This is a genomic window from Streptomyces sp. NPDC096205 (assembly GCF_044763135.1).
In the GTDB taxonomy this organism is placed as follows: Bacteria; Actinomycetota; Actinomycetes; order Streptomycetales; family Streptomycetaceae; genus Streptomyces.
This window is the reverse complement of sequence record NZ_JBIWFS010000007.1, coordinates 454768-478565: the sequence shown is the minus strand read 5'-3', so window position 1 is coordinate 478565 and position 23798 is coordinate 454768. Positions and strand designations below refer to the sequence as shown.

Genomic DNA, 23798 nt, shown 5'->3' with positions numbered 1-23798 from the left:
CCGGCACTCCATCTCCCAGGGGGAGTCTTGCGCAGACAAGTGAAAAAGGTCGGCGCGGCCACAGTGGCCGGCGCCGCAGCCGTCGCCCTGGCCGCGGGTCTGACCAGCCCGGCCTCGGCCGAGGCCGGCACCCAGCACCACGGCACCGCCGCCAAGCTGACGGACCGTCATCGCGTCACGCTGATCACCGGCGACCGTGTCACCGTCGACGGCAAGGGCCGTGTGCTCGGCCTGCAGCGCGCGGAAGGCCGCGAGAACATACCCGTGGCCGTCCGCAAGTTCGACGGGCACACCCTGGTCATTCCGGCGGACGCGGCCCGCCTGGTCGCCTCCGGCAAGCTGGACCAGCGGCTGTTCGACATCACCGAGCTGAACAAGGCGGCGACCCGCAAGTCCCAGAAGAACGGGCTGAAGGTCATCGTCGGCTACCAGGGAGCCGCCACGTCCGCCAAGGCGGACGTCCGTGAGGCCGGCACCCTGCGCCGCACCCTGAACACCCTGAACGCCGACGCCGTACAGGCGACTCAGGCCGACACGCCCGAGCTGTGGGACGCGGTCACCGACGGCAGCAGGACCGCCGCCGGCATCGCGCACGTCTGGCTCGACGGCACCCGCAAGGTCACGCTCGACACCTCCACCACGCAGATCGGCGCCCCCACCGCGTGGGCGGCCGGCTACAACGGCAAGGGTGTCAAGATCGCCGTCCTGGACACCGGTGTGGACGCCACCCACCCGGACCTGAAGACCCAGGTGACGGCGTCGAAGAACTTCACCGCCGCCGCCGACGCCTCCGACAAGTTCGGCCACGGCACGCACGTCGCGTCCATCGCGGCGGGCACCGGCGCCAAGTCGGGCGGCAAGTACAAGGGCGTGGCCCCGGGCGCGACCATCCTCAACGGCAAGGTGCTGGACGACTCCGGCTCCGGTGACGACTCCGGCATCCTCGCCGGCATGGAGTGGGCGGCCGAGCAGGGCGCCGACGTCGTCAACCTCAGCCTCGGCGGCCCCGACGGTCCCGGTGTGGACCCGCTGGAGGCCGAGGTCGACAAGCTGTCCAAGGAGAAGGGCATCCTCTTCGCGATCGCGGCCGGCAACTCCGGCCCCGAGAGCGTCGGTTCGCCCGGCTCCGCGGACTCCGCGCTCACCGTCGGCGCGGTCGACTCCGCCGACAAGCTCGCCCCGTTCTCCTCGACCGGCCCGCGCGTCGGCGACGGCGCGATCAAGCCGGACGTCACCGCCCCGGGCGTGGACATCACCGCCGCGTCCGCCAAGGGCAGCGTCATCGAGCAGGAGGTCGGCGAGAACCCGGCCGGGTACCTGACCATCTCGGGCACCTCGATGGCCACCCCGCATGTCGCGGGCGCCGCCGCCATCCTGAAGCAGCAGCACCCCGACTGGACGTACGCCGAGATCAAGGGCGCCCTGACCGCCTCCACCAAGGGCGGCAACTACACGGCGTTCGAGCAGGGTTCCGGCCGTATCCAGGTCGACAAGGCCATCAAGCAGACCCTGATCGCCGAGCCGGTCTCGGTGGGCTTCGGCACCCAGCAGTGGCCGCACACGGACGACACGCCGGTCACCAAGGCGCTGACGTACCGCAACCTCGGTGACACGGACGTCACGCTGACCCTCAAGGCCAGCGCCAAGAACCCGCAGGGCACCGCTGCCCCGGCCGGCTTCTTCAAGCTGGGCGCCACCACGGTGACCGTCCCGGCGCACGGCAAGGCCTCCGTCGACGTCACCGTCGACACCCGCCTGGGCGGCACGGTCGACGGCGCGTACTCCGCGTTCGTCACCGCGACCGGCGCCGGCCAGAGCGTCCGTACGGCCGCCGCGGTCAACCGCGAGGTCGAGTCGTACGACGTGACGCTCAAGCACGTCGGCAAGGACGGCCAGCCGACGGGTCAGTACAGCACCCTGCTGATCGGCTACTCCGGCCTCGGCGAGGGCCGCATGGTGGACGTCCCGCTGGACAACAGCGGTGTCACCACCGTCCGTCTCCCGCGCGGCACGTACAGCCTGGACGGCTGGATCGTGAAGGACCTCACCTCCTTCGAGGGCGGCGTCGACTGGCTGGTCCAGCCGAAGCTGAGCGTCACCAAGAACACCACGCTGACGCTCGACGCCCGTACGACGAAGGCGGCCGACATCACGGTGCCCGACACCGCGGCCAAGCCGCTGTCGGCGACGATCAACTACGCCTTCGGCAACGACAGCTTCGGCATCGGCGTCAGCCTCATGGCGTCCTCCTTCGCCGACCTGCGCATCGCGCACCTGGGCCCGACCGTCACCGGTCTGTCCCAGACCTGGAGCGGCCAGTTCACCAAGGGCACGGCCACCGAGTGGGACGTGGCGCTGACCTCCGCCAACCTCACCAAGGTCGTGGGCGACAAGGTCAAGCACTTCAAGGCCTCTGAGCTCGCCACCCTGAAGAACGTCCTGGCCTCGGCCACCTCGGGCAAGACCGGCGCGCTCACCGTCTACGGCCTCCTCCCCGAGGACTTCGTGATGGGCCTGTCGGTCCCGCAGAAGCTGCCCGGCACGCGCACGGTCAACGTGTCCACCGCGAACGGCATCGCCTGGGGCCTGGACTTCGAGCAGTTCGGCGCAGCCCGGGACGCCGACGGCTTCCCGATCGCCGAGGCGTTCTACACCTCGGACGGCGTGAAGGCCTACCAGGCGGGCAAGACGTACGCCACCACCTTCAACAAGCCGGTCTTCGGCCCGCGCGTGACGGCCGACTACGGCCTCTACCGCAACGGCAACAAGATCGGCGGTCTGCTGCCGCTGTACGCCGACTCTGCGGGTCACCCGGGCACCTCCGACTTCACGTCGGTGGCGACCACCCTGTACCGCAACGGCGTCAAGGTCGCCTCGCACGACGACCCGCTGCTCGGTGAGAAGGAGTTCACGGTCCCGTCCACGGACGCCGAGTACCGTCTGACCACCTCGGTCAAGCGCAGCGTCCGCGTCGCCGCCGCCTCCACGCGGATCGACGCCAGCTGGACCTTCCGCTCCAAGAAGCCGACCACCACCGACGACGTGGCGCTGCCCGCGTCCACCGCCGTCTTCGGCGCCAAGACCGGCTCGGACGGCCGTGTCGCGGCCGGTGTGAAGCAGACCTTCCCGGTCACCGTCCTGGGTGCGGCGCGGGGTACCAACCTCAAGTCGCTGTACGTGTACGTGTCGTACGACTACGGCCAGACCTGGAAGAAGGTCACCGTGACGAACGGCAAGATCACCGTGAAGAACCCGGCGGCCGGCAAGGGTGTCTCCTTCCACGCCAAGATCACGGACAAGAAGAACAACAAGTCGACGGTGTCGATCTACAACGCCTACTACGGCAAGTGAGTCGATCCGTCAGCTCACTGAGCGTGGAGCTCACCGAGCCCTCGGCTCACTGAGCCCTCAGCTCCTTGAGCCCTCAGCTCCTTGAGCCCTCGGCTCACTGAGCCTTGAGCGAACGGCCTGTCGGAAGCCCTGCTTCCGGCGGGCCGTTCGTGCTTGTGTGACCCCATGACGGCTCACACGGTGGAGTACATCCGGTACCGCATTCCCGAAGAGCGCTCGGCGGAGTTCCTGGCCGCCTACACCCGCGCCGCGACGCAACTGGCCGCGGCCCCGCAATGTGTCGACTACGAACTCACCCGCTGCGAGGAGGACGCCGAGCACCACATCCTGCGCATCACCTGGACCTCCACCGCCGACCACCTGGACGGCTTCCGCAAGTCCGACCTGTTCCCGGCCTTCCTCGCCGAGATCAGGCCGTACATCGCGGACATCGAGGAGATGCGCCACTACGCCCCCACCCCGGTGCGCGGCCCCGGCGCGGCCGTCCCCAGCCTCTACGACTGGGCGGGCGGCGCGGCGGCCCTTACCCGCCTGACGTCGGTCTTCTACGACAAGGTCCTGAAGGACGACCTCCTCGCGCCGGTCTTCGCCGGCCTCGACCCCGCCCACGCCGAACACGTCGCCCTCTGGCTCGGCGAGGTCTTCGGCGGTCCGCCCCGCTACTCCGAGACCCAGGGCGGCCACAGCCACATGGTCGCCAAGCATCTCGGCAAGGGCATCACCGAGCCCCAGCGCCGCCGGTGGGTCAACCTCGTCCAGGACGCGGCCGACGAGGCCGGCCTGCCCACCGACGCCGAGTTCCGGTCCGCCTTCCTCGCCTACGTCGAGTGGGGCACCCGCCTCGCGCTGTACTTCTCCGGCCCCGACGCGGCACCCCCCGCCGAGCAGCCCGTGCCCCGGTGGACGTGGGGCTCCGCGCCGCCGTACCAGGGCTGAGCAGCCGCCGCGGGGTCGCGGTCATGGCCGTCGCACCGTCGTGTCAGGGGCGAGCGGGCCGCCGTAGAGTCGCCGTATGACCGCTGCCGTCACCGCCATGATCACCGCCGTCGTCGGTGTCCTCGGCACGCTCTTCGCGCCCGTCCTCAGCCAGCGGCTGACCGACCGCCGACGTGCCGAGGAGGCCGGCGCCGCCGTACGTGAGCGGCGGCTGGCCGAGCGGCGGGAGGCGTACGTCGCGATCAACCGGTCCGCCCGGCAGTTCCACACCCTGCTCAAGGACGCACTGCACCGAATCCGCGACGGCGTGTGGACCGAGCAGGACCGCGATCATCTCGAAGAGGTGCGCCGCGAGTACCGCGACCGGTACGCCGAGGCGCAGATGATCGTGCCCGAGCGGATCCTCGACGCCTCCCGGGCCGTCAACGAGGTCCTCGCCGGGAGCGACGCGGCCGTCAAGCGCCTCGACCGGGGCCTGGCCCGGCCGGGCGAGGATCCCGACGCGGCTCTGCTCGCGCTGAAGGAGGCCGAGCCGCGGCTGTCGGCGATGCGGCGGCTGATGCGGGAGGACCTGGGCGTGGCCGACTGACTCAGTGCTGTACGCCGCTGTCCTGGCCCGCGCGGGTCGCGTCCGTGCCCCAGCTGGCCAGCAGCCGCAGCGCCTCCGCGGAGGGTGTGGCCGGGTCGGCGTGATAGGTGACGAGGACCTGCTCGGAGTCGTCGGCGAGGCGGAAGGACTCGAAGCGCAGGGACAGCTCGCCCACCAGCGGATGGCGCAGCAGCTTCACCCCGTGCGACTTCTCCTTGACGTCATGGGTGGCCCACAGCCGCCGGAAGTCCTCGCTCTTCACGGACAGTTCGCCCACCAGCGCCGACAGCCGCGGATCGTCCGGATAGCAGCCGGCGTCCATCCGCAGATGGCACACGATGTCGATCGCCTTCTGCTCCCAGTCCTGGAACAGGTCGTGGTAGTCGGGCCGCAGGAACACCAGCCGCGCCCAGTTGCGGTGCGCGGGCGGCAGCTCCGCCCAGTCCCCGAAGAGCGCCGCCGCCATCCGGTTCCACGCCAGGATGTCCGAGCGCCGCCCCACGACGTACGCCGGGACCGCGTCCATGGTGTCCAGCAGCTGCCGCAGCGCGGGACGCACCTGCTGGCTGCGCGCGGCCGGCTTCTTCTTGTGCTGCTTGGGGTTGGCCAGGTGCGTCAGATGCGCGTGCTCGGCGTCGGTCAGCCTGAGCGCCCGGGCGATGGCGTCCAGCACCTCCGTGGACACATTGCGTCCGTTGCCCTGCTCCAGGCGCGTGTAGTACGCCACCGACACCCCGGCCAGCTGGGCCAGCTCCTCGCGCCGCAGCCCGGGCACCCTGCGCTGCCTGCCGAACTCCGGCAGCCCCACGTCCTGCGGCTTGAGCCGGGCACGCCGGGTGCGCAGGAACTCGCTGAGCTCGGCTCGGCGGTCCAGGGCGGTGCCGGACTCGGGCGCGACGTCAGGCGCGGACTCGGATGCGGGCTGTGCTTCCATACGGTCCAGTATTCCCGTACGTACGCCCACAAGCCTGACCTTGCCAGTGGTAGGCACAGCGTGCGTAGGCACAGCCGTGACCTGGGCGGATGCCGGTCGTTGCGGCAGGCTGGTCAGCGTGCCCGGCCGAAAGGCAGCCGGGCGCGGATCACTCTGCTAGGAGAACCCCCGGCATGACCACTGTTGCTGCGTACGCCGCCCCCGCCGCCAAGGCTCCGCTGGAGCGCACCACCATCGAGCGGCGCGAGGTGGGCGAGCACGACGTCCTGATCGACATCAAGTACGCGGGTATCTGCCACTCCGACATCCACCAGGCCCGTGAGGGCTGGGGCGAGGCGATCTTCCCGATGGTCCCCGGCCATGAGATCGCGGGCGTCGTCTCCGCCGTCGGCTCCGGCGTGACCAAGTACGCCGTGGGCGACCGGGTGGGCGTCGGCTGCATGGTCGACTCCTGCCGCGAGTGCGACAACTGCAAGGCCGGCCTGGAGCAGTACTGCACCGGCGGCGGCATGGTCGGCACGTACAACGCCGTCGGCAAGGACGGCGAGCCCACCTACGGCGGCTACTCCGAGAAGATCGTCGTCGACGAGAACTACGTGGTGCGCATCCCCGACGGCCTGGCGCTCGACGAGGCCGCGCCGCTGCTGTGCGCCGGCATCACCCTGTACTCCCCGCTCAAGCACTGGGGCGCCGGCCCCGGCAAGAAGGTCGCGATCCTCGGCATGGGCGGCCTCGGCCACATGGGCGTCAAGATCGCGCATGCCCTCGGCGCCGAGGTGACCGTGCTGTCGCAGTCGCTGCGCAAGAAGGACGACGGCCTCAAGCTGGGTGCCGACCACTACTACGCCACCAGCGACCCGAAGACCTTCCAGGAGCTGGCCGGCACCTTCGACCTGATCGTCTCGACGGTCTCGGCCCCGCTGGACTTCAACGCGTACCTCACGCTGCTGAAGACCGACGGCGCCCTGGTGAACGTCGGCGCCCCCGAGGAGCCGATCTCCCTCAACCTCTTCTCCGTCATCGGCAACCGCAAGACCCTCGCCGGTTCCATGATCGGCGGCATCGCCGAGACCCAGGAGATGCTCGACTTCTGCGCGGGGCACGGCTTCGGCGCCGAGATCGAGCTGATCCGGGCCGAGGAGATCAACGAGGCCTACGAGCGCGTGCTCAACAGCGATGTGCGCTACCGCTTCGTGATCGACGCGTCGACGATCTGACCTGACCCTGTACGAGGCCCCCGGGGAGCGACCCCGGGGGCCTCGGCGTACGTCCGGGGAAGACCAAGGCCCTACGCGCGCGGTAGGCCCATGGACCTACGCGGATCGTCCGGAGGTCTGTGGTGCGGGGCAGGGCCGCTGCCTAGCGTGGAAGCATGACCGTGCAGCTGAACCACACCATCGTCAGCGCCCACGACAAAAAGGCCTCGGCCCGCTTCCTCGCCGACCTCCTCGGCCTGGAGGTGAGCCCTCAGTACGGCCCCTTCATCCCCGTCGAGATACCCAACGGCGTGACCCTCGACTACATGGACTCACCCGGCGACATCACGCCCCAGCACTACGCCTTCCTGGTCTCCGAGACCGACTTCGACACCATCTTCACCCGCATCCGCGCCGCCGGCCTGCCCTACTGGGCCGACCCCTTCCACTCCCGCCCGGGCGAGATCAACCACAACGACGGCGGCCGCGGCACGTACTTCGAGGACCCGAACGGCCACAACCTGGAGATACTGACGCGGCCTTACGGGAGCGGTTCCTGACCGACGCCCGCCGCGCCGCTCAGCTGTGCAGCGTCGCCGGTGTGCCGCCGTTCGCCTCGTAGCCCGCGACCGCGAGGGCGCGGAATATCGCGAACTGGGCGGCCGGGTCGGCGGACAGGGTCCAGGGGAGGGCGCCGACGTGGCCGTCGACGTGGACGAGCTGGCTCATGGCCTCGGACCAGCGCTCGGCGCGGACCAGGAAGAACAGCAGCAGGTGGCGGACGTGGGCGAGCATCGGGTCGTCGGCGCGCGCAGAGTGCACCGCGTGCAGGGCGCCGTGCATCGCCTTGGTGACGACCTCGCTCCGGTAGAAGCTCGCGACCAGGTTGACCTCGGGCAGGTGCTCGAAGACGGCGAACAGCGGCATCGCCGCGAGCAGCGAACCCTGCGGGGCCCGCGCGGCCGCGGCCTCGGCGAAGGCGTAGGCCTGCTCGCGCGAGCCGTGCCACTTCTCGCACCAGTAGTGCAGGGCCGCCAGATGCGCGCCCATGTGCGCGGGCGCGTGGTCCAGGATCTTCAGCCAGAGCTGCTCGAACTCGGCCTGCGAGTAGGCCAGGCCGCGGGCCACCGAGAGCTCGATGATGTGGGGGACCGGGTCGCCGGGGGAGAGCAGCGCCGCGTCGGCGCACGCCGCCCTGGCCTCCTCCATGATGATCCGGAAGTCGTCCGTGCCCGGCGTCGACGTACGCCACGCCTGCTGCACCAGGAACTCGGCGTGCACCGCCGCACCGCCCGCGTCCTTCGGCGCCTCCGCGCGCCACACCCGCAGCCACTGCCCGCCGGGCGTCTCGCTGACCCCGCCCGGCTGCTGCTGGAGCTCCAGCGCCGCCGCGCCGGCGAAGGCCTGCACACGCTGCCAGCGCCGCTCGCCCTCCGTCTCGGTCCCCGCGAGCAGCTGGGCCGCCGCCCGGTAGTCCTGGGTGCGCTGCACCAGGTCCAGCACGTCCAGCAGATCCTGGTCGGGGCCGGGCATGCGCACGTCGAGCTCCTCCTGCCGCACGAACCCGTAGTTCGCGGGGTCGGCGGCGTCCGGGTGCTGCGGGGACACCAGCTCGATGCCGCGGCGCCTGCGCATGACGAACGGACCGAGCACGAAGCCCAGCATGAGCAGTGCCATCAGGACCCAGAGAATCTCCATGCCTCAAGCGAACCAGACGCCGCCGACAATTGGCCAACCTGGCCCCCCGGCCTGTGGAAAACCGAGGGGGAACCCTCGTGGCCGCCCACTCGTCCGGCACCCGCCCGTCAGGAGCACTACGCTCGGTGCACATGAGCGACAGGCACATCAGTCAGCACTTCGAGACGCTCGCGATCCACGCGGGCAACACCGCCGACCCTCTGACCGGCGCGGTCGTCCCGCCGATCTACCAGGTGTCCACCTACAAGCAGGACGGCGTCGGCGGCCTGCGCGGCGGCTACGAGTACAGCCGCAGCGCCAACCCCACCAGGACCGCCCTGGAGGAGAACCTCGCCGCCCTGGAGGGCGGCCGCCGCGGCCTCGCGTTCGCGTCCGGACTGGCGGCCGAGGACTGCCTGTTGCGTACGCTGCTCAGCCCCGGCGACCACGTGGTGATCCCGAACGACGCCTACGGCGGCACGTTCCGGCTCTTCGCCAAGGTCGTCGCCCGCTGGGGCGTGGAGTGGTCGGTCGCGAACACCAGCGACCCGGCCGCGGTGCGTGCCGCGATCACCCCGAAGACCAAGGTCGTCTGGGTGGAGACGCCCTCCAACCCGCTGCTCGGCATCACCGACATCGCCGCCGTCGCCCAGGTCGCCCGGGACGCCGGCGCCAAGCTGGTCGTCGACAACACCTTCGCCACGCCGTACCTCCAGCAGCCGCTGTCGCTCGGCGCGGACGTGGTCGTGCACTCCCTCACCAAGTACATGGGCGGGCACTCCGACGTGGTCGGCGGCGCGCTGATCGTGGCCGACGAGGGCCTCGGCGAGGAGCTGGCGTACCACCAGAACGCCATGGGCGCGGTCGCCGGCCCCTTCGACTCCTGGCTGGTGCTGCGCGGCACCAAGACGCTGTCCGTGCGCATGGACCGGCACAGCGAGAACGCCACCAAGATCGCCGACATGCTCACCCGCCACGCGCGCGTGACGCGGGTGCTCTACCCCGGTCTGCCGGACCACCCCGGCCACGAGGTCGCGGCCAAGCAGATGCGGTCGTTCGGCGGCATGATCTCCTTCCAGGTGGACGGCGGCGAGGAGGCGGCCGTCGAGGTCTGCAACCGCGCCAAGATCTTCACCCTGGGCGAGTCCCTGGGCGGCGTGGAGTCGCTGATCGAGCACCCGGGCCGCATGACCCACGCCTCCGCGGCCGGTTCGGCCCTGGAGGTCCCCGCCGACCTCGTACGCCTCTCCGTGGGCATCGAGAACGTGGACGACCTGCTGGAGGACCTGCAGCAGGCGCTCGGCTGACGGCTACCAGCCCTCGAGGGGTGGGGTCGTCTCCGACGGCGGCTCCACCCACGGCTGGACCATGACGGCCCAGACGGTGAACGCCACGACCGCCACGCACAGCAGCAGCCACATCAGGCGCCGGACCAGGACCTGCCGATGCAGCAGCCGGCTGCCGTGGCGCACGGCGTCGGCGTACAGCTCGGGCGGCACCGGCGGCGATGTCCGTTCCATGATCCGCCGTGCCGCCGCCTCCCGGTCGGCCCGGCTCATGACGCCACCGCCTTCGCGCCCACGACCGCCGGCGCCGGGCCCCGCGGCGGATGCAGCAGGGTCGCGGTCGCGCGGTCGCAGACGGCGCGCACACGCTCCACGGGCAGGCCCAGCAGAGCGGCGGCCTGTTCCTCCGCGACACCCTCGTAGAGCCGCAGGACGAGAATCAGCCGCTCCTGCGGGGCGAGCACGGCCAGGACGCTGCCGGGGTGCGGGCGGGCCCGCCCCAGACCGCCGTACTGATGCCAGGCCGTACGGGCGAAGCGGGTGGCGAGAAACTGGCGGGTGCGGTTGTACGGGTCCTCGCCGCGCAGTCGGTCCCAGCACGCGTACGTGTGCGCGAGGGCGAGTGTGAGCAGCCGCCGCGCGCGCGGGTTGTCGGCCGGGGTCTCCGCCGTCAGCAGCGTCGCGGTGTGCAGCAGCCGCCCCGAGGCGCCCGCGACGAACGCCTCGAACTCCCGGTCCCGGCGGGCGCCTCGGTCCGCTTGCCGTTCTCGCACCGCACCTCCCCCTGAGGGCGACCATGAGGAATCGGCCCCGGCGGCGTGCGGCCGCCGCGCGGGCGGAACGGCGTACGACGGGGCTCGGTCTCATATGAGGCCAGGGGTGCCCTTTCGGTCAAGAGCCGCGCAGCAGCCCTGTCACGCGGTACCGGCACCGGGAGGCGGGCGGGGCGAACCTGTGGTCGGCGTACAGGCAGCGGACGCGCGCGTGCGGACGGCCGGTCGCGGCGCTCAGGACGCGGGCGCGGACTCCGGCCCGGTCATGCCGTGGGTGGACATCCGCGCGGACAGGGCGTCATTGAAGCGGGTGAGGAGCGTGCAGAACGCCTCGCGCTCCTGCGGGCCCCAGTCGTGTGTCAGCTCGTCCATCAACTGACGCCGCGAGGAGCGCACTTCCTCCAGCCGCGACAGCCCGCGCGGGGACAGCTGCAGCACCACGGCCCGCCCGTCCTCGGGGTGCGAGGTGCGCTTGACGAGCCCGGTGTCGACGAGCGGAGCCACCTGCCGCGTGACCGTCGAGGAGTCGATGCCCATGCTCGCGGCGAGCGCCTTGACGCCCATCGGGCCCTCCTTGTCGAGCCGGTTGAGCAGCAGGTACGCGGCGCGGTCCATGGAGTTGCGCACCTGACCGACCCCACCGAGCCGGGTCTGTTCGGCACGGCGGGCGAACACCGCCACCTCGTGCTGCAGAGCGTCGAGGAGACCGGTGTCACCGACGGTCCTCATGTCCATCGACATTTCAGGTGTTGTGGGCATGGCCGGAGGCTCACTTCATGAAGGGACGGCTGAGTTGGGGGACAGAGTACGCGGATGGGGGACGGGCCGTACCGGCGCTGCGCAAACCGGTCTCGGAGGTTGGTCACAACCGCGCGCGCCGGGTGTGAACTGCGAGACTTGAGACATGAACCGCCTCAAGGCCGATCCCCTGCCGCCGGTCACCCTCGACGACGTGCGCGGGGCCCGGAAGATGCTCGCGGGGGTGGCGCGGGTGACCGCGATGGAGGGCAGCCGGCACCTCACGCAGCTGGTGGGGGCGCCCGTCCACCTCAAGTGCGAGAACCTCCAGCGGACGGGCTCGTTCAAGCTGCGCGGCGCCTACGTCCGGATCGCCGGGCTGCTCCCCGAGGAGCGGGCCGCGGGGGTGGTGGCCGCGAGCGCGGGCAACCACGCGCAGGGCGTCGCCCTGGCGTCGTCGCTGCTGGGAGTGCGGTCGACGGTGTTCATGCCCAAGGGCGCACCGCTGCCCAAGATCAGCGCGACCCGTGACTACGGCGCCGAGGTGCGGCTGCACGGCCAGGTCGTCGACGAGACCCTCGCGGCGGCCGAGGAGTACGCCGACGAGACGGGCGCGGTCTTCATCCACCCCTTCGACCACCCCGACATCATCGCGGGGCAGGGCACGGTCGGCCTGGAGATCCTCGAGCAGTGCCCCGAGGTGCGGACGATCGTCGTCGGGATCGGCGGCGGCGGGCTCGCCGCGGGCATCGCGGTCGCGGTGAAGGCGCTGCGGCCGGACGTCCGGATCGTCGGCGTGCAGGCCGCGGGTGCGGCCGCGTACCCGCCGTCGCTGGCGGCGGGGCGACCGGTGGCGCTCACGACCCCGGTGACGATGGCCGACGGCATCCGGGTGGGGCGGCCGGGCGATGTGCCGTTCGGCCTGGTCAGCGAGTTGGTGGACGAGGTGCGCACGGTCACCGAGGACGAGCTGGCCACGGCGCTGCTGCTGTGCCTGGAGCGGGCCAAGCTGGTCGTGGAGCCGGCCGGGGCCAGCCCGGTGGCGGCGCTGCTGAGCGACCCGGGCGCCTTCGAGGGGCCGGTCGTGGCGGTGCTGTCCGGCGGCAACGTCGATCCGGTGCTGCTGCAGCGGGTGCTGCGGCACGGCATGGCCGCGCAGGGCCGCTACCTCGCGGTCCGGCTGCGGCTGACCGACCGGCCGGGGGCCCTCGCGACGCTGCTCGGGGTGCTGTCGGCGGTGGACGCCAACGTGCTCGACGTGGGCCATGTGCGGACCGATCCGCGGCTCGGCCTCACGGAGGCGGAGGTCGACCTTCACCTGGAGACCAAGGGCCCCGTGCACTGCGCGGAGGTCGGCCAGGCGCTGCGCGAGGCCGGGTACCGGGTCATCGACTGAGGCCGGGACCGGGCCACCGGGTCATCGGCTGAGCCCAGGACCGGGCCACCGGGTCATCTGCTGAGCCCAGGACCGGTCGTCCACCTGGGCCGGGACCGGCCATCGACCGAGGCCGGACCTCCCCCGGTCACTCGTTCGAGCGAAGCCCATTGAGAGACGCGATACATCGCGATACCGTGAATGCATGGCCCCGCACTCGGCGGACCCCGCGCCTCACCTGCACAGCGCGAAAACTCCGAGCGGAGCGAAAAGCACGAACCTAGGCTTTCCGCAGAATCCCCAACGACGTGGAGACTCATATGCCAGGCGCCATTCACGCCGAGGGTCTGGTGAAGACCTTCGGCAAGGTAAAGGCACTGGACGGCGTCGACCTCGATGTCCCCGAGGGAACCGTCCTCGGCCTGCTCGGGCCCAACGGCGCGGGCAAGACCACGACGGTGCGCTGTCTGACCACACTGCTGCGCCCCGACAGCGGCCGCGCGATCGTCGCCGGCCTCGACGTGCTCAAGCAGCCCAACGAGGTACGCCGCTCCATCGGCCTGTCCGGCCAGTTCGCGGCGGTCGACGAACTGCTCACCGGCCGCGAGAACCTCCAGATGGTCGGCCAGCTCTACCAGATGAAGGCCAAGGCCGCGAAGGCCCGGGCCGAGGAGCTGCTGGAGCAGTTCCACCTCACCGAGGCCGCCGACCGCACCGCCAAGACCTACTCCGGCGGCATGCGCCGCAGGCTCGACCTGGCCGCGGCGCTGGTCGTCTCCCCGCCCGTGATGTTCATGGACGAGCCGACGACCGGACTCGACCCGCGCAACCGCCAGCAGCTGTGGGAGGTCATCAAGCAGCTCGTCTCCGGCGGCACCACCCTGCTGCTGACCACCCAGTATCTGGAGGAGGCCGACCACCTCGCCCACGACATCGCGGTGGTCGACCACGGCAAGGTCATCGCCCGCGGCACCTCCGACCAGCTCAAGGCCCGCACCGGCGGCGAGCGCGTCGAAGTCGTCGTCCATGAGCGCGAGGACATACCCACCGCAGCCGAGGTGCTCACCGGCCTCGGCAAGGGCGAGACCAGCTACGAGGAACACACCCGCAAGCTCACCGTGCCCGTCACCGGCGGCGCCAAGCTGCTCGCCGAGATCATCCGCGAACTCGACGTCCGCGGCATCGAGATCGACGACATCGGACTGCGCCGCCCCACCCTCGACGACGTCTTCCTCTCCCTGACCGGCCATGTCGCCGAGGCCAAGCCCGAGGACGAGGAGACCGACGAGGGGACCCCCGCCGACGCGCGGTCACGCAGCCGCACCCGCAGGAAGGAGGACGGCCAGTGAGTGCCGTCACCGACGCCGCACCCGTCGCGGCGGGCCAGAACCCGGTCGTCCAGTCGGTCCGGGACTCGCTCGTCGTCGCCAAGCGCAACCTGATCCGTATGTCACGGATCCCGGAGATGATCATCTTCGGGCTGATCCAGCCGATCATGTTCGTGGTGCTGTTCAGCTATGTGTTCGGCGGCTCCATGAACATCGGCGGCACCACCGACCCCGGCGTCTACCGTGAGTTCCTCATGGCGGGCATCTTCGCCCAGACCGTCACCTTCGCCACCGCCGGAGCCGGCGCGGGTATCGCCGACGACATGCACAAGGGCCTGATAGACCGGTTCCGCTCGCTGCCCATGGCGCGCGGAGCGGTGCTGACCGGGCGCACCCTCGCCGACCTGGTGCAGACGGCCCTGACCCTGCTCGTCCTCGCGACAGTCGCCCTGCTCGTCGGCTGGCGCACCCACACCAGCTTCGGTGAGGTGCTCGGCGCCTTCGCCCTGCTGCTCCTGCTGGGATACGCGTTCACCTGGGTCGGTGCGCTGATCGGCCTGTCGGTGCGCACGCCCGAGGCGGCCACCTCCGGTGGTCTGATCTGGCTCTTCCCGGTGACGTTCCTGTCCAACGCGTTCGTGGACTCCAGCCGGATGACGCCCTGGCTGCGGCATGTGGCGGACTGGAACCCGTTCAGCGCCACGGTGCAGGCCTGCCGGGAGCTGTTCGGCAACCCGGGGGTGTCGCCCTCCAGCGCCTGGCCGATGGAGCACCCGGTGTGGGCCTCGCTGATCTGGTCGGTCCTGATCATCGTGGTCTTCCGGACCCTGGCGGTGCGCAAGTACCGCTCGGCCGCGGCCTGAGCACGCCCGGGACGGCCCGGACATGACGAGCCCCCGGCGTCACGAGGGACACCGGGGGCTCGCCGGAAAGGCTCCGGAACGGCTCCGGAAAAAGCGGGGGACGGGCTCAGTTCTGGTACGGCTCGGCCTTGAGGATGCGCACGGAGGCCTTCTTGCCGTTGGGCATCTCGTACTCGGCGTCCTCGCCGACCTTGTGGCCGATCACGCCGGAGCCGAGCGGCGACTGCGGCGAGTAGGTCTCGATGTCGGCGCTGGCGTACTCGCGGGAGGCGAGCAGGAAGGTCAGCGTGTCGTCCTCGTCACCGTCGAAGGCGATCGTCACGACCATGCCGGGGGCCACCGCGCCGTCCGCCGAAGCCGGGGCTTCGCCCACCTTGGCGCTCTCCAGAAGCTGGGTCAGCTGGCGCACACGGAGCTCCTGCTTGCCCTGCTCCTCCTTGGCCGCGTGGTACCCGCCGTTCTCGCGCAGGTCGCCCTCCTCGCGCGCGGCCGCGATCTTGGCGGCGATCTCCGTGCGCGCAGGACCAGTAAGGTACTCAAGCTCGTCCTTGAGCTTGTTGTACGCCTCCTGGGTCAGCCAGGTGACGTTCTCGCTGGTCTGGGTCACAGGGTGCTCCTCGTCGGTACTGGGAATACAAAGCATCGCCCTACCCAGAAGAATGTTCCTTCATGAGTGGGCGAAACCACGAGCCTAACAATTCAGAGGCGGAAGGGGGAGGACATAAGTCACTAAAATCCCGTCAACGCAGGTCAGCGCCGGGTATTCCGAGGAAGACCGACAGCGCTCGGTTGACGTCAGTCCTCGTGGCAGCCGACCAGCTCGGCGGTGGTGCCCCGGGAAGTGGTACGGAGCGTGACGACCTGGTCGATACGCGTGGCGGAGCCGTCGAAGCGGAAGTCGGCCCGGCCGACCTCGGCGCCGTTCTCGGCCTGGGAGCGGACCGTGCAGTAGCCGCTGGTCCCGGAGTCCTTGTGCACCTCCAGATGCACCTTCACCCGGTCGTCCTCGGCCTGGAAGCCGATCACCTGGGCGCTGATGTCGGTGCCGGCCACATAGTGGTAGCCGAACCAGCCCACCGTGGCGAGCAGGGCCGCGCCGAGGGCGATGCCGACGACCTTGAGCCTGCGGTCGGCGCGCTCGTCCGAGGAACGGCCGTAACGGCCCTCGGGCAGTCGCGTGCTCGCCGTACTCATGATCGTCCTCTCGGCAGTGCGGGACGAACGTCCCGAAAGGGGCCCCGGACCCGGAGCTGGAATTATTCGCCCCCCGATTCGGTCACTATAGAAGCCGCCGTTCGCACCCGGTCACCCCGGGCGCCGACTTCGACTTGAGGATTGAGTCTTGACTGACCAGCTGCGACTTATGGCCGTGCACGCCCACCCCGACGACGAGTCGAGCAAGGGCGCGGCCACCATGGCCAAGTACGTGTCCGAGGGGGTGGACGTGCTGGTGGTGACCTGCACGGGCGGGGAGCGCGGGTCCATCCTCAACCCGAAGCTGCAGGGTGACACGTACATCGAGGAGCACATCCACGAGGTGCGCAAGAAAGAGATGGACGAGGCCCGCGAGATTCTCGGGGTCAAGCAGGAGTGGCTCGGATTCGTGGACTCCGGCCTGCCCGAGGGCGACCCGCTGCCGCCGCTGCCGGAGGGCTGCTTCGCCCTGGAGGACGTGGACAAGGCGGCCGGTGAGCTGGTGCGCAAGATCCGCGCCTTCCGGCCGCAGGTGATCACCACCTATGACGAGAACGGCGGCTACCCGCACCCCGACCACATCATGACCCACAAGATCTCCATGGTGGCGTTCGAGGGCGCGGCGGACGCCGGGAAGTACCCGGAGGACGAGTTCGGGCCGGTGTACCAGCCGCGGAAGCTGTACTACAACCAGGGCTTCAACCGGCCGCGCACCATGGCGCTGCACCAGGCGATGCTCGACCGCGGCCTGGACTCCCCGTACGCCGACTGGCTCAAGCGCTGGGACGACTCCGGTCACAAGGACCGCACGCTGACCACGCACATTCCGTGTGCCGAGTTCTTCGAGATCCGTGACAAGGCGCTGGTCGCGCACGCCACGCAGATCGACCCCGAGGGGCCCTGGTTCCGGGTGCCGATGGAGGTCCAGAAGGACGTCTGGCCGACGGAGGAGTACGAGCTCGCGAAGTCGCTCGTGGACACCACCCTCCCCGAGGACGACCTCTTCGCGGGCATCCGCGACAATGCCTGACATGAGCGCAAGCCTGGCACTGACGCACCTCGTCCCCCTCGCCGATGAGATCGACAAGGACAAGGTGACCCCCGGCGTCCTCGGTTTCATCGTGTTCGCGGTGATGGCCCTGGCCGTCTGGGGTCTGATGAAGTCGATGAACCGCCACATGGGCAAGGTCGACTTCCAGGAGACCCCCGAGCGGGAGACGACGCAGGCCGACGCCTCCGGCAAGGCCTCGCCCGCAAAGGGCTGAGCCGCACGCCGCCGTAGGCACCGGCGCGGCTCGGTGACCCGGGAGGGACCTCAGGTCCCTCCGGCGCAGGTCACGCCGAGCCGCGCCGCGGGCTGTCCGGCCGGCCCCGCGGCGCAGCTGCTCTACGACGCCGCCCGCGCCGCCAGCACCCCCATCACCTCGCGGGCGTGCCGGTCCGGCACCATGCGCAGGCGCCACGCCTGCCAGCCGGCCTCCAGGCTCACGCCGCGCTCCAGCAGCAGCTGGAAGGCCTCGATGAAGTCGTCCAGCTTCTCGTCGCGCAGCCCGTGCGTGTCACGGGCCAGCTGGGCGAGCTCCTCCTGCGCCACCGCCGTACCGACGTCGACACCGCCGGGGGCGGCGTACGGCAGGAGGGTGCAGCGCAGGAAGCGGGCCCAGTCCTCGCCGCGGCGGTCGCCGTAGCCGGCGAACAGGCCGAGCGCCTCGTCGCACAGGGCGAGGGCCTGCGCGGTGCGGGCGTTGCCCGCGTCCACCACCGCCAGCTCCAGGCACGTCCACGCCTCGCCGTGGGCGACGCCGATGCGCTGGAAGTCGGCGCGGGCGTCGACCAGCAGCTGGCGGGCGAAGCCGGAGTTGCGCAGGGAGCCCGTCTGCGCGGCCCGCTGGTCACGGGTCACGCGCGCCGAATGGTGCCGGGCGCAGGCGAGGCCGTAGACGTCCCGCATGCGGGAGAACATCGTGCGGGACCGTTCCAGCGCGCGCACCGCACGGTCCAGGTCGCCGGACTCCTCGAGCGCCTGCCCCAGGTAGTACAGCGTCCAGGCCTCCCCGCGCGCGTCCTCGTTCTCCCGGTGCCGTGTCTCCGCCTGCCGCAACCCGTCCACCGCGGGTGTGATGTCGCCCGCCACCAGCCGGGCCCGCGCCAGCTGCGTCAGCGCCCACGCCGTACCGCGGGCGTCGCGGGTACGGCCGTACAGCTCCAGGGCCGCGCGCAGCTCCGACTCCGCGCGCGGTACGTCGCCCAGGCGCAGCCGCAGCTGGCCGAGCTGGTAGTGCGCCCAGGCCTCGCCGTGCACGGACTCGCCCGAGCGGTGCAGCTCCAGGGAGCGGTTGAGCAGGTCCAGTGCCTCGGACAGGTGCGCGCGGTCGCGCTCCACCGCCGCCAGCGCGTGCATCGTCCAGGCCCGGTCGGTGGTCAGCTCGGGCGCGGCCTGGAGATCGAGCGCCTCGCGCAGCTTCGCCGACGCCTCGGTGAGATTGCCCTGGTGGTGCAGGGTGATGCCGAGCGAGCACAGGGCGCGCGCCGCGCCCGCGTCGTGATGCGCCTCCCGGTACAGGTCGACCACCGACGCCAGGGTGGTGCGCGCCCGGTCCAGCTCGCCCAGCTGCCGGGCCGCGATGCCCGTACGCCACTGCACCGAGCGCAGCAGCAGCCCCTGGTCCACGGCCTGCGCCAGCTCGCTGATCTCGCCGAGCCGGTACAGGTCGCCGCGCAGCAGGCAGTAGTCGCACAGCGCGCCCAGCAGGTTCAGCACGGCCGCCTGGTTCACGCCCTCGGCGTGCCGCAGCGTGGAGGTGATGAAGCTCGACTCGTCGTCCAGCCAGCGCAGCGCCTCGTCCAGCGACGTGAAGCCGTGCGGCCCGAAGCGGTCCGAGCGGGTCGACATGTTGCCGTCGACCAGGCGCAGCACCGAGTCGGCGAGGTCGGCGTAGTTCACGATCAGCCGCTCCTGCGCCGCCGTACGCTCCGCCGGGTCCTCCTCGTCCAGCAGCCGGGCGTGCGCGAAGGCGCGTACCAGGTCGTGCAGCCGGTAGCGGCTGCCGCGGACATGGTCGAGCAGGCCCGCCCGGGACAGCGCCTCCAGATGCCGGGTCGCCTCCGCCTCGTCTGTCGCGAGCAGCGAGGCGGCCGCGGCCGTGCCCAGTGAGGCCCGTCCGGCCAGCGCGAGCCGCCGCAGCAACCGCCGGGCAGGCTCGGGCTGGTCGGTGTAGCGCAGCCACAGCGCACGCTCGACCGGCTCGACGGGACCGTACGCGCCGAGATCCGAGGCCAGCGCCCGCGGCGACCGCGCCCCCGCGGCAGGCGAAGCGCCTGCGCCAGGCGAAGTCCCCGCGGCAGCCGAAGCCCCTGCGCCGGGCGAGGCCCCCGCCACCAGCGAAGACCCCGCGATCCGCAGTGCCAGTGGCAGCCCGCCGCACAGCTCGCGGATCTCCTCGGCCGCCACCGCGTCGTACGGGCCCCCGTCCGCCCCGTCCGCCCCCAGAAGTTCCTCCGCGCCCGCCGCGTCCAGCGGCTCCACCGCCAGCTGATGCACCCACGCCGGCAGCTCCCCCGGCAGCTCCAGCGGCCGCCGCGCGGTCACCAGCACCAGGCTGTCGGAGCGCTCCGGCACGAGCGTGCGCACCTGCTCCGGATCGGAGGCGTCATCGAGTACGACGGTGACGGGCACGCCCGTCAGATGCTGGTGGTAGAGCTCGCTGAGCCGCTTGACCTGCTGGTCCGCCGACGAGCGCTCCCGGAACAGCAACTGCTCGCGCGGCGCGCCCAGCCGGTTCAGCAGATGCAGCAGCGCATCGCGCGTGGACAGCGGAGGCTCCTCCGGGCTGTCGCCGCGCAGATCCACCAGGCAGGCCCCGCGGAACTGGTCGCGCAGATCATGAGCGGCCCGCACCGCCAGGGTCGTACGGCCGCTGCCGGACGCCCCGTGCAGCACCACCACGGTCGGCCGGGTGCTGGTACTGGCGCGGGCCGCCTGCACCCACTGCCGGATCCGCGCCAGCTCCTGGCGCCGCCCAGCGGACGGCCCCGACGGCTCCGGCAGATGCCCGAACGACTGCTCCAGCACACTCCGGCCCCGCGCCGCCGCGCTCTTGTCCGCGCCGAGCAGCTTGGGGCCGGTCTTCTTCGGGCCGGTGGACGCGGCCAGCACGCGCTGCTGGTCGAGGAAGGGCCGGATCCCGCGCACCTCCAGCGCGGTGAGCCACTGCAGCCGCAGCTGCTCGGGCCCGCCGGGCTGCCCGGCCGCGCCCGCCCGCCGGTGCGCGGCCGGCAGATGGGAGCCCGCCACCTTCACCACGGTCGCCGCGGCGCCCACCACCCCGACCGTCGCGCCCGCGCTCAGCGCGGTCCCGCCGCCGGTGCCCAGTGCCAGGTCGGCGACCACCGCGGCGCCCGCGGCGACGGCCGCCACCAGCAGCGGAGTGCCGCCGCCCTCGCGCGCGTAGCGCTGCCCGAACGTCAGCCGGCCGGCGTCCGACTCGTCCAGCGCGTGCACATAGGCGGCGTACTCGTCGGCCGCGGCGCCCGCCATCGTGTCCAGCGACGCGCGCGCCCGGGCCAGCAGCACCTTCCCGTCGCTGCGGCCGCCCGACCTGCGCACCTCCTCCTCCACGGCCCGCACCAACAACCGCTCGGCCTCCGCCCGATGACCGTCCCTCATGTCATGTCCCCCTCCGGCGCCAACGGCGTACGGGGTCAAGTGTGCGGCGCGGGGAGCAGCGGGGCGAGAGGGCGGCATGTGGCCGAACTGTGGCGGTGGAGCGGCGAGTTGGTGTTTCGGGCCGCTCACGTGGCTATCGTGATCGCAAACGGGCAGAGCGACATGGGGGAGCACATGACCGCTGGCGACGACGCGTCGACGAGGCCCGGGCCGGCATCGCTGCCGCCGCACCAGCCGCGCTGGGCCTGGTGGGTCGTCGGGATCGCCGTCCCGCTCCTCGGCATCCTCGTCACGATCCTGGTCGGCCGGCCGGGGGGCGTCGGACGCCGACCGCGGCAGGAACGCGGAGCCGGCGCCCGCCCCGCCCTCCGGGACACCGGCCGCCGTGGCCGGCGAGGCGGAGGCCGCCGTGCGGTACGGCCCCGTCGTCCTCGACACCGACCTGACCAGCGGCGGCACGGACGTCGACCTGGACGCGGCCGCACCGGTCAGTGCGAGCACTCTGCCGCGGGGCACGGACCTCTTCGTCTCCCCGACCACAGGCGTTCCGGGACTGGACTCCCCGGGCAGCGCTCTGACCCTCGCCCCGCTGCCCGGGTCGGGCCCCGCCCCCACCGAGGACGAGTGCGCCGAGGCTGTCGAGGACCGCGGCACCTACACCGTCGAGGCGCGCAGGGGCGCACGCTTCTGCCTGACCACGTCCGAGGGCCGTACGGCGTATCTGCGGGTCCTGTCCGCCCCGCCCGGGGGCACCACGCCGAGGTTCGAGGTGACGGTCTGGGACCCGCCCGGCGCGTGACCCCCAGCCCCCTGCGGCAGGATGGGGGTATGCCGAACCGACTGGCTCATGAGACGTCCCCGTATCTCCTCCAGCACGCCGACAACCCGGTCGCCTGGTGGCCCTGGTCGCAGGAGGCGTTCGAGGAGGCGCGCAAGAGCGGGAAACCCGTCCTGCTCAGCGTCGGGTACGCGAGCTGCCACTGGTGCCATGTGATGGCGCACGAGTCGTTCGAGGACCAGGACACCGCCGACTACCTCAACGAGCACTTCGTGAGCGTCAAGGTCGACCGCGAGGAGCGCCCGGACGTCGACGCCGTCTACATGGAGGCCGTGCAGGCGGCGACCGGGCAGGGCGGCTGGCCCATGACCGTGTTCCTGACGCCCGAGGGCGAGCCGTTCTACTTCGGGACGTACTTCCCGCCCGCCCCGCGGCACGGCATGCCGTCCTTCCGGCAGGTGCTCGAAGGGGTGCGGCAGGCCTGGGACGAGCGCCGGGACGAGGTCGCCGAGGTCGCCGGGAAGATCGTGCGGGACCTGGCCGGGCGCGAGATCGACTTCGGCGGCACCGCGGCGCCCGGCGAGCAGGAGCTGGCGCAGGCGCTGCTCGGGCTGACCCGCGAGTACGACGCGCAGCGCGGCGGCTTCGGCGGGGCGCCGAAGTTCCCGCCGTCCATGGTGATCGAGTTCCTGCTGCGCCACCACGCGCGCACCGGCGCCGAGGGCGCCCTGCAGATGGCGCAGGACACCTGCGAGCGGATGGCCCGCGGCGGCCTCTACGACCAGCTCGGCGGCGGCTTCGCCCGCTACTCCGTCGACCGCGACTGGATCGTGCCGCACTTCGAGAAGATGCTGTACGACAACGCCCTGCTGTGCCGCGTCTACACCCACCTCTGGCGCGCCACCGGCTCCGAGCTCGCACGGCGGGTCGCGCTGGAGACCGCCGACTTCCTGGTCGGCGAACTGCGCACGCCCGAGGGCGGTTTCGCCTCCGCGCTGGACGCCGACAGCGACGACGGCACCGGCAAGCACGTCGAGGGCGCCTACTACGTCTGGACGCCCGCCCAGCTCCGCGAGGTGCTCGGGGACGACGCCGACCTCGCCGCGCAGTACTTCGGCGTCACAGAGGAGGGCACCTTCGAGGAGGGTGCCTCGGTGCTCCAACTCCCGCAGCAGGAGGGCGTCTTCGACGCCGGGAAGGTCGCCTCGATCAGGTCCCGCCTCCTGGCCGCCCGTGCCGGGCGGCCCGCTCCAGGCCGGGACGACAAGGTCGTCGCCGCGTGGAACGGGCTCGCGATCGCCGCGCTCGCCGAGACCGGCGCCTGTCTGGAGCGGCCGGACCTCGTCGACGCGGCCCTCGCCGCCGCCGACCTGCTCGTCCGCGTCCACCTCGACGACCACGGCCGCCTCGCCCGGACCAGCAAGGACGGCCGCGTCGGCGCGAACGCCGGTGTCCTGGAGGACTACGCCGACGTCGCCGAGGGCTTCCTGGCGCTGGCCTCGGTGACCGGCGAGGGCGTCTGGCTGGACTTCGCCGGGCTGCTCCTGGACCACGTCCTGACCCGGTTCGTCGACGCGGAGTCGGGCGCCCTGTACGACACGGCCGTGGACGCCGAGCAGCTGATCCGGCGGCCCCAGGACCCCACCGACAACGCCGCCCCCTCCGGCTGGACCGCCGCCGCGGGCGCCCTGCTGTCGTATGCCGCGCACACCGGGGCCGAGCCCCATCGGGCCGCCGCCGAGCGGGCGCTGGGCGTGGTCAAGGCGCTCGGACCGCGGGTGCCGCGGTTCATCGGCTGGGGCCTGGCCGTCGCCGAGGCGCTGCTGGACGGGCCGCGCGAGGTCGCCGTCGTCGGCCCCGCGCTCGGCGACCCGGCGACCCGCGCCCTGCACCGCACCGCCCTGCTGTCCACCGCGCCCGGCGCCGTCGTGGCGTACGGCGTCCCGGGCAGCGAGGAGTTCCCGCTCCTCGCCGACCGCACGCTGGTGGGCGGCGCGCCGACGGCGTACGTCTGCCGCAACTTCGTCTGCGACCTGCCGGTGACGGACGGCCAGGCCCTGCGGGAGAAGCTCAGCCAGTAGGAGAGGGGCCCCGTGCGGACGGGGCCCCTCCAG

Annotated in this window: 21 protein-coding genes; 13 read left to right on the top strand and 8 right to left on the bottom strand. The window is 71.8% G+C overall.

The features are described 5' to 3' along the window. The first annotated feature begins 27 nt into the window (after positions 1–27). From ACIQ6Y_RS27000 to ACIQ6Y_RS26990, 3 genes are all read left to right on the top strand, one after another. Positions 28–3351 carry a S8 family peptidase gene (locus ACIQ6Y_RS27000; protein WP_404042569.1) on the top strand — a complete coding sequence of 1108 codons (3324 nt, stop codon included), beginning with the start codon at positions 28–30 and terminating at the stop codon, positions 3349–3351. 165 nt (positions 3352–3516) lie between these two features. Further along, positions 3517–4287, top strand: a complete 771-nt coding sequence (locus tag ACIQ6Y_RS26995; protein WP_404042568.1) for a group II truncated hemoglobin — start codon at positions 3517–3519, stop codon at positions 4285–4287. Positions 4288–4363: 76 nt separating this feature from the next. Beyond that, positions 4364–4876 carry a hypothetical protein gene (locus tag ACIQ6Y_RS26990; RefSeq protein WP_404042567.1) on the top strand — a complete coding sequence of 171 codons (513 nt, stop codon included), beginning with the start codon at positions 4364–4366 and terminating at the stop codon, positions 4874–4876. 1 nt (position 4877) lies between these two features. Here the strand turns inward: ACIQ6Y_RS26990 and ACIQ6Y_RS26985 are convergent, their stop codons facing one another. Beyond that, positions 4878–5810 (bottom strand): helix-turn-helix domain-containing protein, encoded by a 933-nt coding sequence (locus ACIQ6Y_RS26985; RefSeq protein ID WP_404042566.1) that lies wholly within the window; start codon positions 5808–5810, stop codon positions 4878–4880. A gap of 173 nt (positions 5811–5983) precedes the next feature. Between ACIQ6Y_RS26985 and ACIQ6Y_RS26980 the strand changes: the two genes are divergently transcribed. Both ACIQ6Y_RS26980 and ACIQ6Y_RS26975 read left to right on the top strand, forming a co-directional pair. Next, entirely contained in the window at positions 5984–7027 is a 1044-nt protein-coding gene (locus ACIQ6Y_RS26980; RefSeq protein ID WP_404042565.1) for an NAD(P)-dependent alcohol dehydrogenase, read from the top strand. 155 nt (positions 7028–7182) lie between these two features. Further along, positions 7183–7566 (top strand): VOC family protein, encoded by a 384-nt coding sequence (locus ACIQ6Y_RS26975; protein ID WP_404042564.1) that lies wholly within the window; start codon positions 7183–7185, stop codon positions 7564–7566. A gap of 19 nt (positions 7567–7585) precedes the next feature. Here ACIQ6Y_RS26975 and ACIQ6Y_RS26970 read toward each other — a convergent pair whose 3' ends face one another. Beyond that, positions 7586–8704: a hypothetical protein gene (locus ACIQ6Y_RS26970; protein ID WP_404042563.1), complete on the bottom strand. Its 1119-nt coding sequence runs from the start codon at positions 8702–8704 to the stop codon at positions 7586–7588. A 131-nt stretch (positions 8705–8835) separates the two neighbouring features. Between ACIQ6Y_RS26970 and ACIQ6Y_RS26965 the strand changes: the two genes are divergently transcribed. Beyond that, positions 8836–9990, top strand: a complete 1155-nt coding sequence (locus ACIQ6Y_RS26965) for a cystathionine gamma-synthase (RefSeq protein ID WP_404042562.1) — start codon at positions 8836–8838, stop codon at positions 9988–9990. A 3-nt stretch (positions 9991–9993) separates the two neighbouring features. Here the strand turns inward: ACIQ6Y_RS26965 and ACIQ6Y_RS26960 are convergent, their stop codons facing one another. The 3 genes from ACIQ6Y_RS26960 to ACIQ6Y_RS26950 form a co-directional block, all read right to left on the bottom strand. Then, a complete protein-coding gene (locus ACIQ6Y_RS26960) occupies positions 9994–10242 on the bottom strand; it encodes a hypothetical protein (RefSeq protein ID WP_404042561.1) in 249 nt (82 codons plus the stop codon). Further along, positions 10239–10742, bottom strand: coding sequence for a sigma factor-like helix-turn-helix DNA-binding protein (locus tag ACIQ6Y_RS26955; RefSeq protein ID WP_404042560.1), 504 nt, complete (start codon positions 10740–10742; stop codon positions 10239–10241). Before ACIQ6Y_RS26955 ends, ACIQ6Y_RS26960 begins: the two co-directional genes overlap by 4 nt. Before the next feature lie 234 nt (positions 10743–10976). Continuing rightward, positions 10977–11483, bottom strand: a complete 507-nt coding sequence (locus ACIQ6Y_RS26950; protein ID WP_404042649.1) for a MarR family winged helix-turn-helix transcriptional regulator — start codon at positions 11481–11483, stop codon at positions 10977–10979. A 163-nt stretch (positions 11484–11646) separates the two neighbouring features. Between ACIQ6Y_RS26950 and ilvA the strand changes: the two genes are divergently transcribed. The 3 genes from ilvA to ACIQ6Y_RS26935 all read left to right on the top strand — a co-directional run bounded on the left by ilvA (position 11647) and on the right by ACIQ6Y_RS26935 (position 15046). Beyond that, complete coding sequence (gene ilvA / locus ACIQ6Y_RS26945) at positions 11647–12876, top strand: threonine ammonia-lyase (protein ID WP_404042559.1); 1230 nt, start codon at positions 11647–11649, stop codon at positions 12874–12876. A 299-nt stretch (positions 12877–13175) separates the two neighbouring features. Further along, positions 13176–14204 carry an ATP-binding cassette domain-containing protein gene (locus ACIQ6Y_RS26940; RefSeq protein WP_404042558.1) on the top strand — a complete coding sequence of 343 codons (1029 nt, stop codon included), beginning with the start codon at positions 13176–13178 and terminating at the stop codon, positions 14202–14204. Beyond that, positions 14201–15046 carry an ABC transporter permease gene (locus ACIQ6Y_RS26935; RefSeq protein ID WP_404042557.1) on the top strand — a complete coding sequence of 282 codons (846 nt, stop codon included), beginning with the start codon at positions 14201–14203 and terminating at the stop codon, positions 15044–15046. The genes ACIQ6Y_RS26940 and ACIQ6Y_RS26935 overlap by 4 nt, the downstream gene beginning before the upstream one ends. 106 nt (positions 15047–15152) lie before the next feature. Here ACIQ6Y_RS26935 and greA read toward each other — a convergent pair whose 3' ends face one another. Both greA and ACIQ6Y_RS26925 read right to left on the bottom strand, forming a co-directional pair. Then, complete coding sequence (greA, locus tag ACIQ6Y_RS26930) at positions 15153–15653, bottom strand: transcription elongation factor GreA (RefSeq protein WP_404042556.1); 501 nt, start codon at positions 15651–15653, stop codon at positions 15153–15155. Positions 15654–15841: 188 nt separating this feature from the next. Beyond that, on the bottom strand, positions 15842–16240 hold the full coding sequence (locus ACIQ6Y_RS26925; protein WP_404042555.1) for a DUF4307 domain-containing protein: 399 nt from the start codon (positions 16238–16240) through the stop codon (positions 15842–15844). 169 nt (positions 16241–16409) lie between these two features. On the opposite strand from ACIQ6Y_RS26925, the gene mca reads away from it, so the two are divergent. Together mca and ACIQ6Y_RS26915 are read left to right on the top strand one after the other, a co-directional pair. After that, positions 16410–17270, top strand: a complete 861-nt coding sequence (mca, locus tag ACIQ6Y_RS26920; RefSeq protein WP_404042648.1) for a mycothiol conjugate amidase Mca — start codon at positions 16410–16412, stop codon at positions 17268–17270. A 1-nt stretch (position 17271) separates the two neighbouring features. Next, positions 17272–17505 carry a hypothetical protein gene (locus ACIQ6Y_RS26915; RefSeq protein WP_404042554.1) on the top strand — a complete coding sequence of 78 codons (234 nt, stop codon included), beginning with the start codon at positions 17272–17274 and terminating at the stop codon, positions 17503–17505. A gap of 122 nt (positions 17506–17627) precedes the next feature. Here the strand turns inward: ACIQ6Y_RS26915 and ACIQ6Y_RS26910 are convergent, their stop codons facing one another. Further along, positions 17628–20906: a tetratricopeptide repeat protein gene (locus ACIQ6Y_RS26910; RefSeq protein WP_404042553.1), complete on the bottom strand. Its 3279-nt coding sequence runs from the start codon at positions 20904–20906 to the stop codon at positions 17628–17630. A gap of 385 nt (positions 20907–21291) precedes the next feature. Here ACIQ6Y_RS26910 and ACIQ6Y_RS26905 point away from each other — a divergent pair, with 385 nt between their 5' ends. Further along, entirely contained in the window at positions 21292–21705 is a 414-nt protein-coding gene (locus tag ACIQ6Y_RS26905; RefSeq protein ID WP_404042552.1) for a hypothetical protein, read from the top strand. 29 nt (positions 21706–21734) lie between these two features. Then, the gene (locus ACIQ6Y_RS26900) at positions 21735–23765 is read left to right on the top strand and encodes a thioredoxin domain-containing protein (protein WP_404042551.1); all 2031 of its coding nucleotides are present in this window, start codon (positions 21735–21737) and stop codon (positions 23763–23765) included. Positions 23766–23798 lie beyond the last annotated feature (33 nt).

Bases quoted from the DNA above. Each gene is read 5' to 3' on its own strand.
- ACIQ6Y_RS26995 (WP_404042568.1), top strand. From the start codon at position 3,517: ATGACGGCTCACACGGTGGAGTACATCCGGTACCGCATTCCCGAAGAG.
- ACIQ6Y_RS26990 (WP_404042567.1), top strand. From the start codon at position 4,364: ATGACCGCTGCCGTCACCGCCATGATCACCGCCGTCGTCGGTGTCCTC.
- ACIQ6Y_RS26985 (WP_404042566.1), bottom strand. From the start codon at position 5,810: ATGGAAGCACAGCCCGCATCCGAGTCCGCGCCTGACGTCGCGCCCGAG.
- ACIQ6Y_RS26980 (WP_404042565.1), top strand. From the start codon at position 5,984: ATGACCACTGTTGCTGCGTACGCCGCCCCCGCCGCCAAGGCTCCGCTG.
- ACIQ6Y_RS26975 (WP_404042564.1), top strand. From the start codon at position 7,183: ATGACCGTGCAGCTGAACCACACCATCGTCAGCGCCCACGACAAAAAG.
- ACIQ6Y_RS26970 (WP_404042563.1), bottom strand. From the start codon at position 8,704: ATGGAGATTCTCTGGGTCCTGATGGCACTGCTCATGCTGGGCTTCGTG.
- ACIQ6Y_RS26965 (WP_404042562.1), top strand. From the start codon at position 8,836: ATGAGCGACAGGCACATCAGTCAGCACTTCGAGACGCTCGCGATCCAC.
- ACIQ6Y_RS26960 (WP_404042561.1), bottom strand. From the start codon at position 10,242: ATGAGCCGGGCCGACCGGGAGGCGGCGGCACGGCGGATCATGGAACGG.
- ACIQ6Y_RS26950 (WP_404042649.1), bottom strand. From the start codon at position 11,483: ATGTCGATGGACATGAGGACCGTCGGTGACACCGGTCTCCTCGACGCT.
- ilvA (WP_404042559.1), top strand. From the start codon at position 11,647: ATGAACCGCCTCAAGGCCGATCCCCTGCCGCCGGTCACCCTCGACGAC.
- ACIQ6Y_RS26940 (WP_404042558.1), top strand. From the start codon at position 13,176: ATGCCAGGCGCCATTCACGCCGAGGGTCTGGTGAAGACCTTCGGCAAG.
- ACIQ6Y_RS26925 (WP_404042555.1), bottom strand. From the start codon at position 16,240: ATGAGTACGGCGAGCACGCGACTGCCCGAGGGCCGTTACGGCCGTTCC.
- mca (WP_404042648.1), top strand. From the start codon at position 16,410: ATGGCCGTGCACGCCCACCCCGACGACGAGTCGAGCAAGGGCGCGGCC.
- ACIQ6Y_RS26915 (WP_404042554.1), top strand. From the start codon at position 17,272: ATGAGCGCAAGCCTGGCACTGACGCACCTCGTCCCCCTCGCCGATGAG.
- ACIQ6Y_RS26910 (WP_404042553.1), bottom strand. From the start codon at position 20,906: ATGAGGGACGGTCATCGGGCGGAGGCCGAGCGGTTGTTGGTGCGGGCC.
- ACIQ6Y_RS26900 (WP_404042551.1), top strand. From the start codon at position 21,735: ATGCCGAACCGACTGGCTCATGAGACGTCCCCGTATCTCCTCCAGCAC.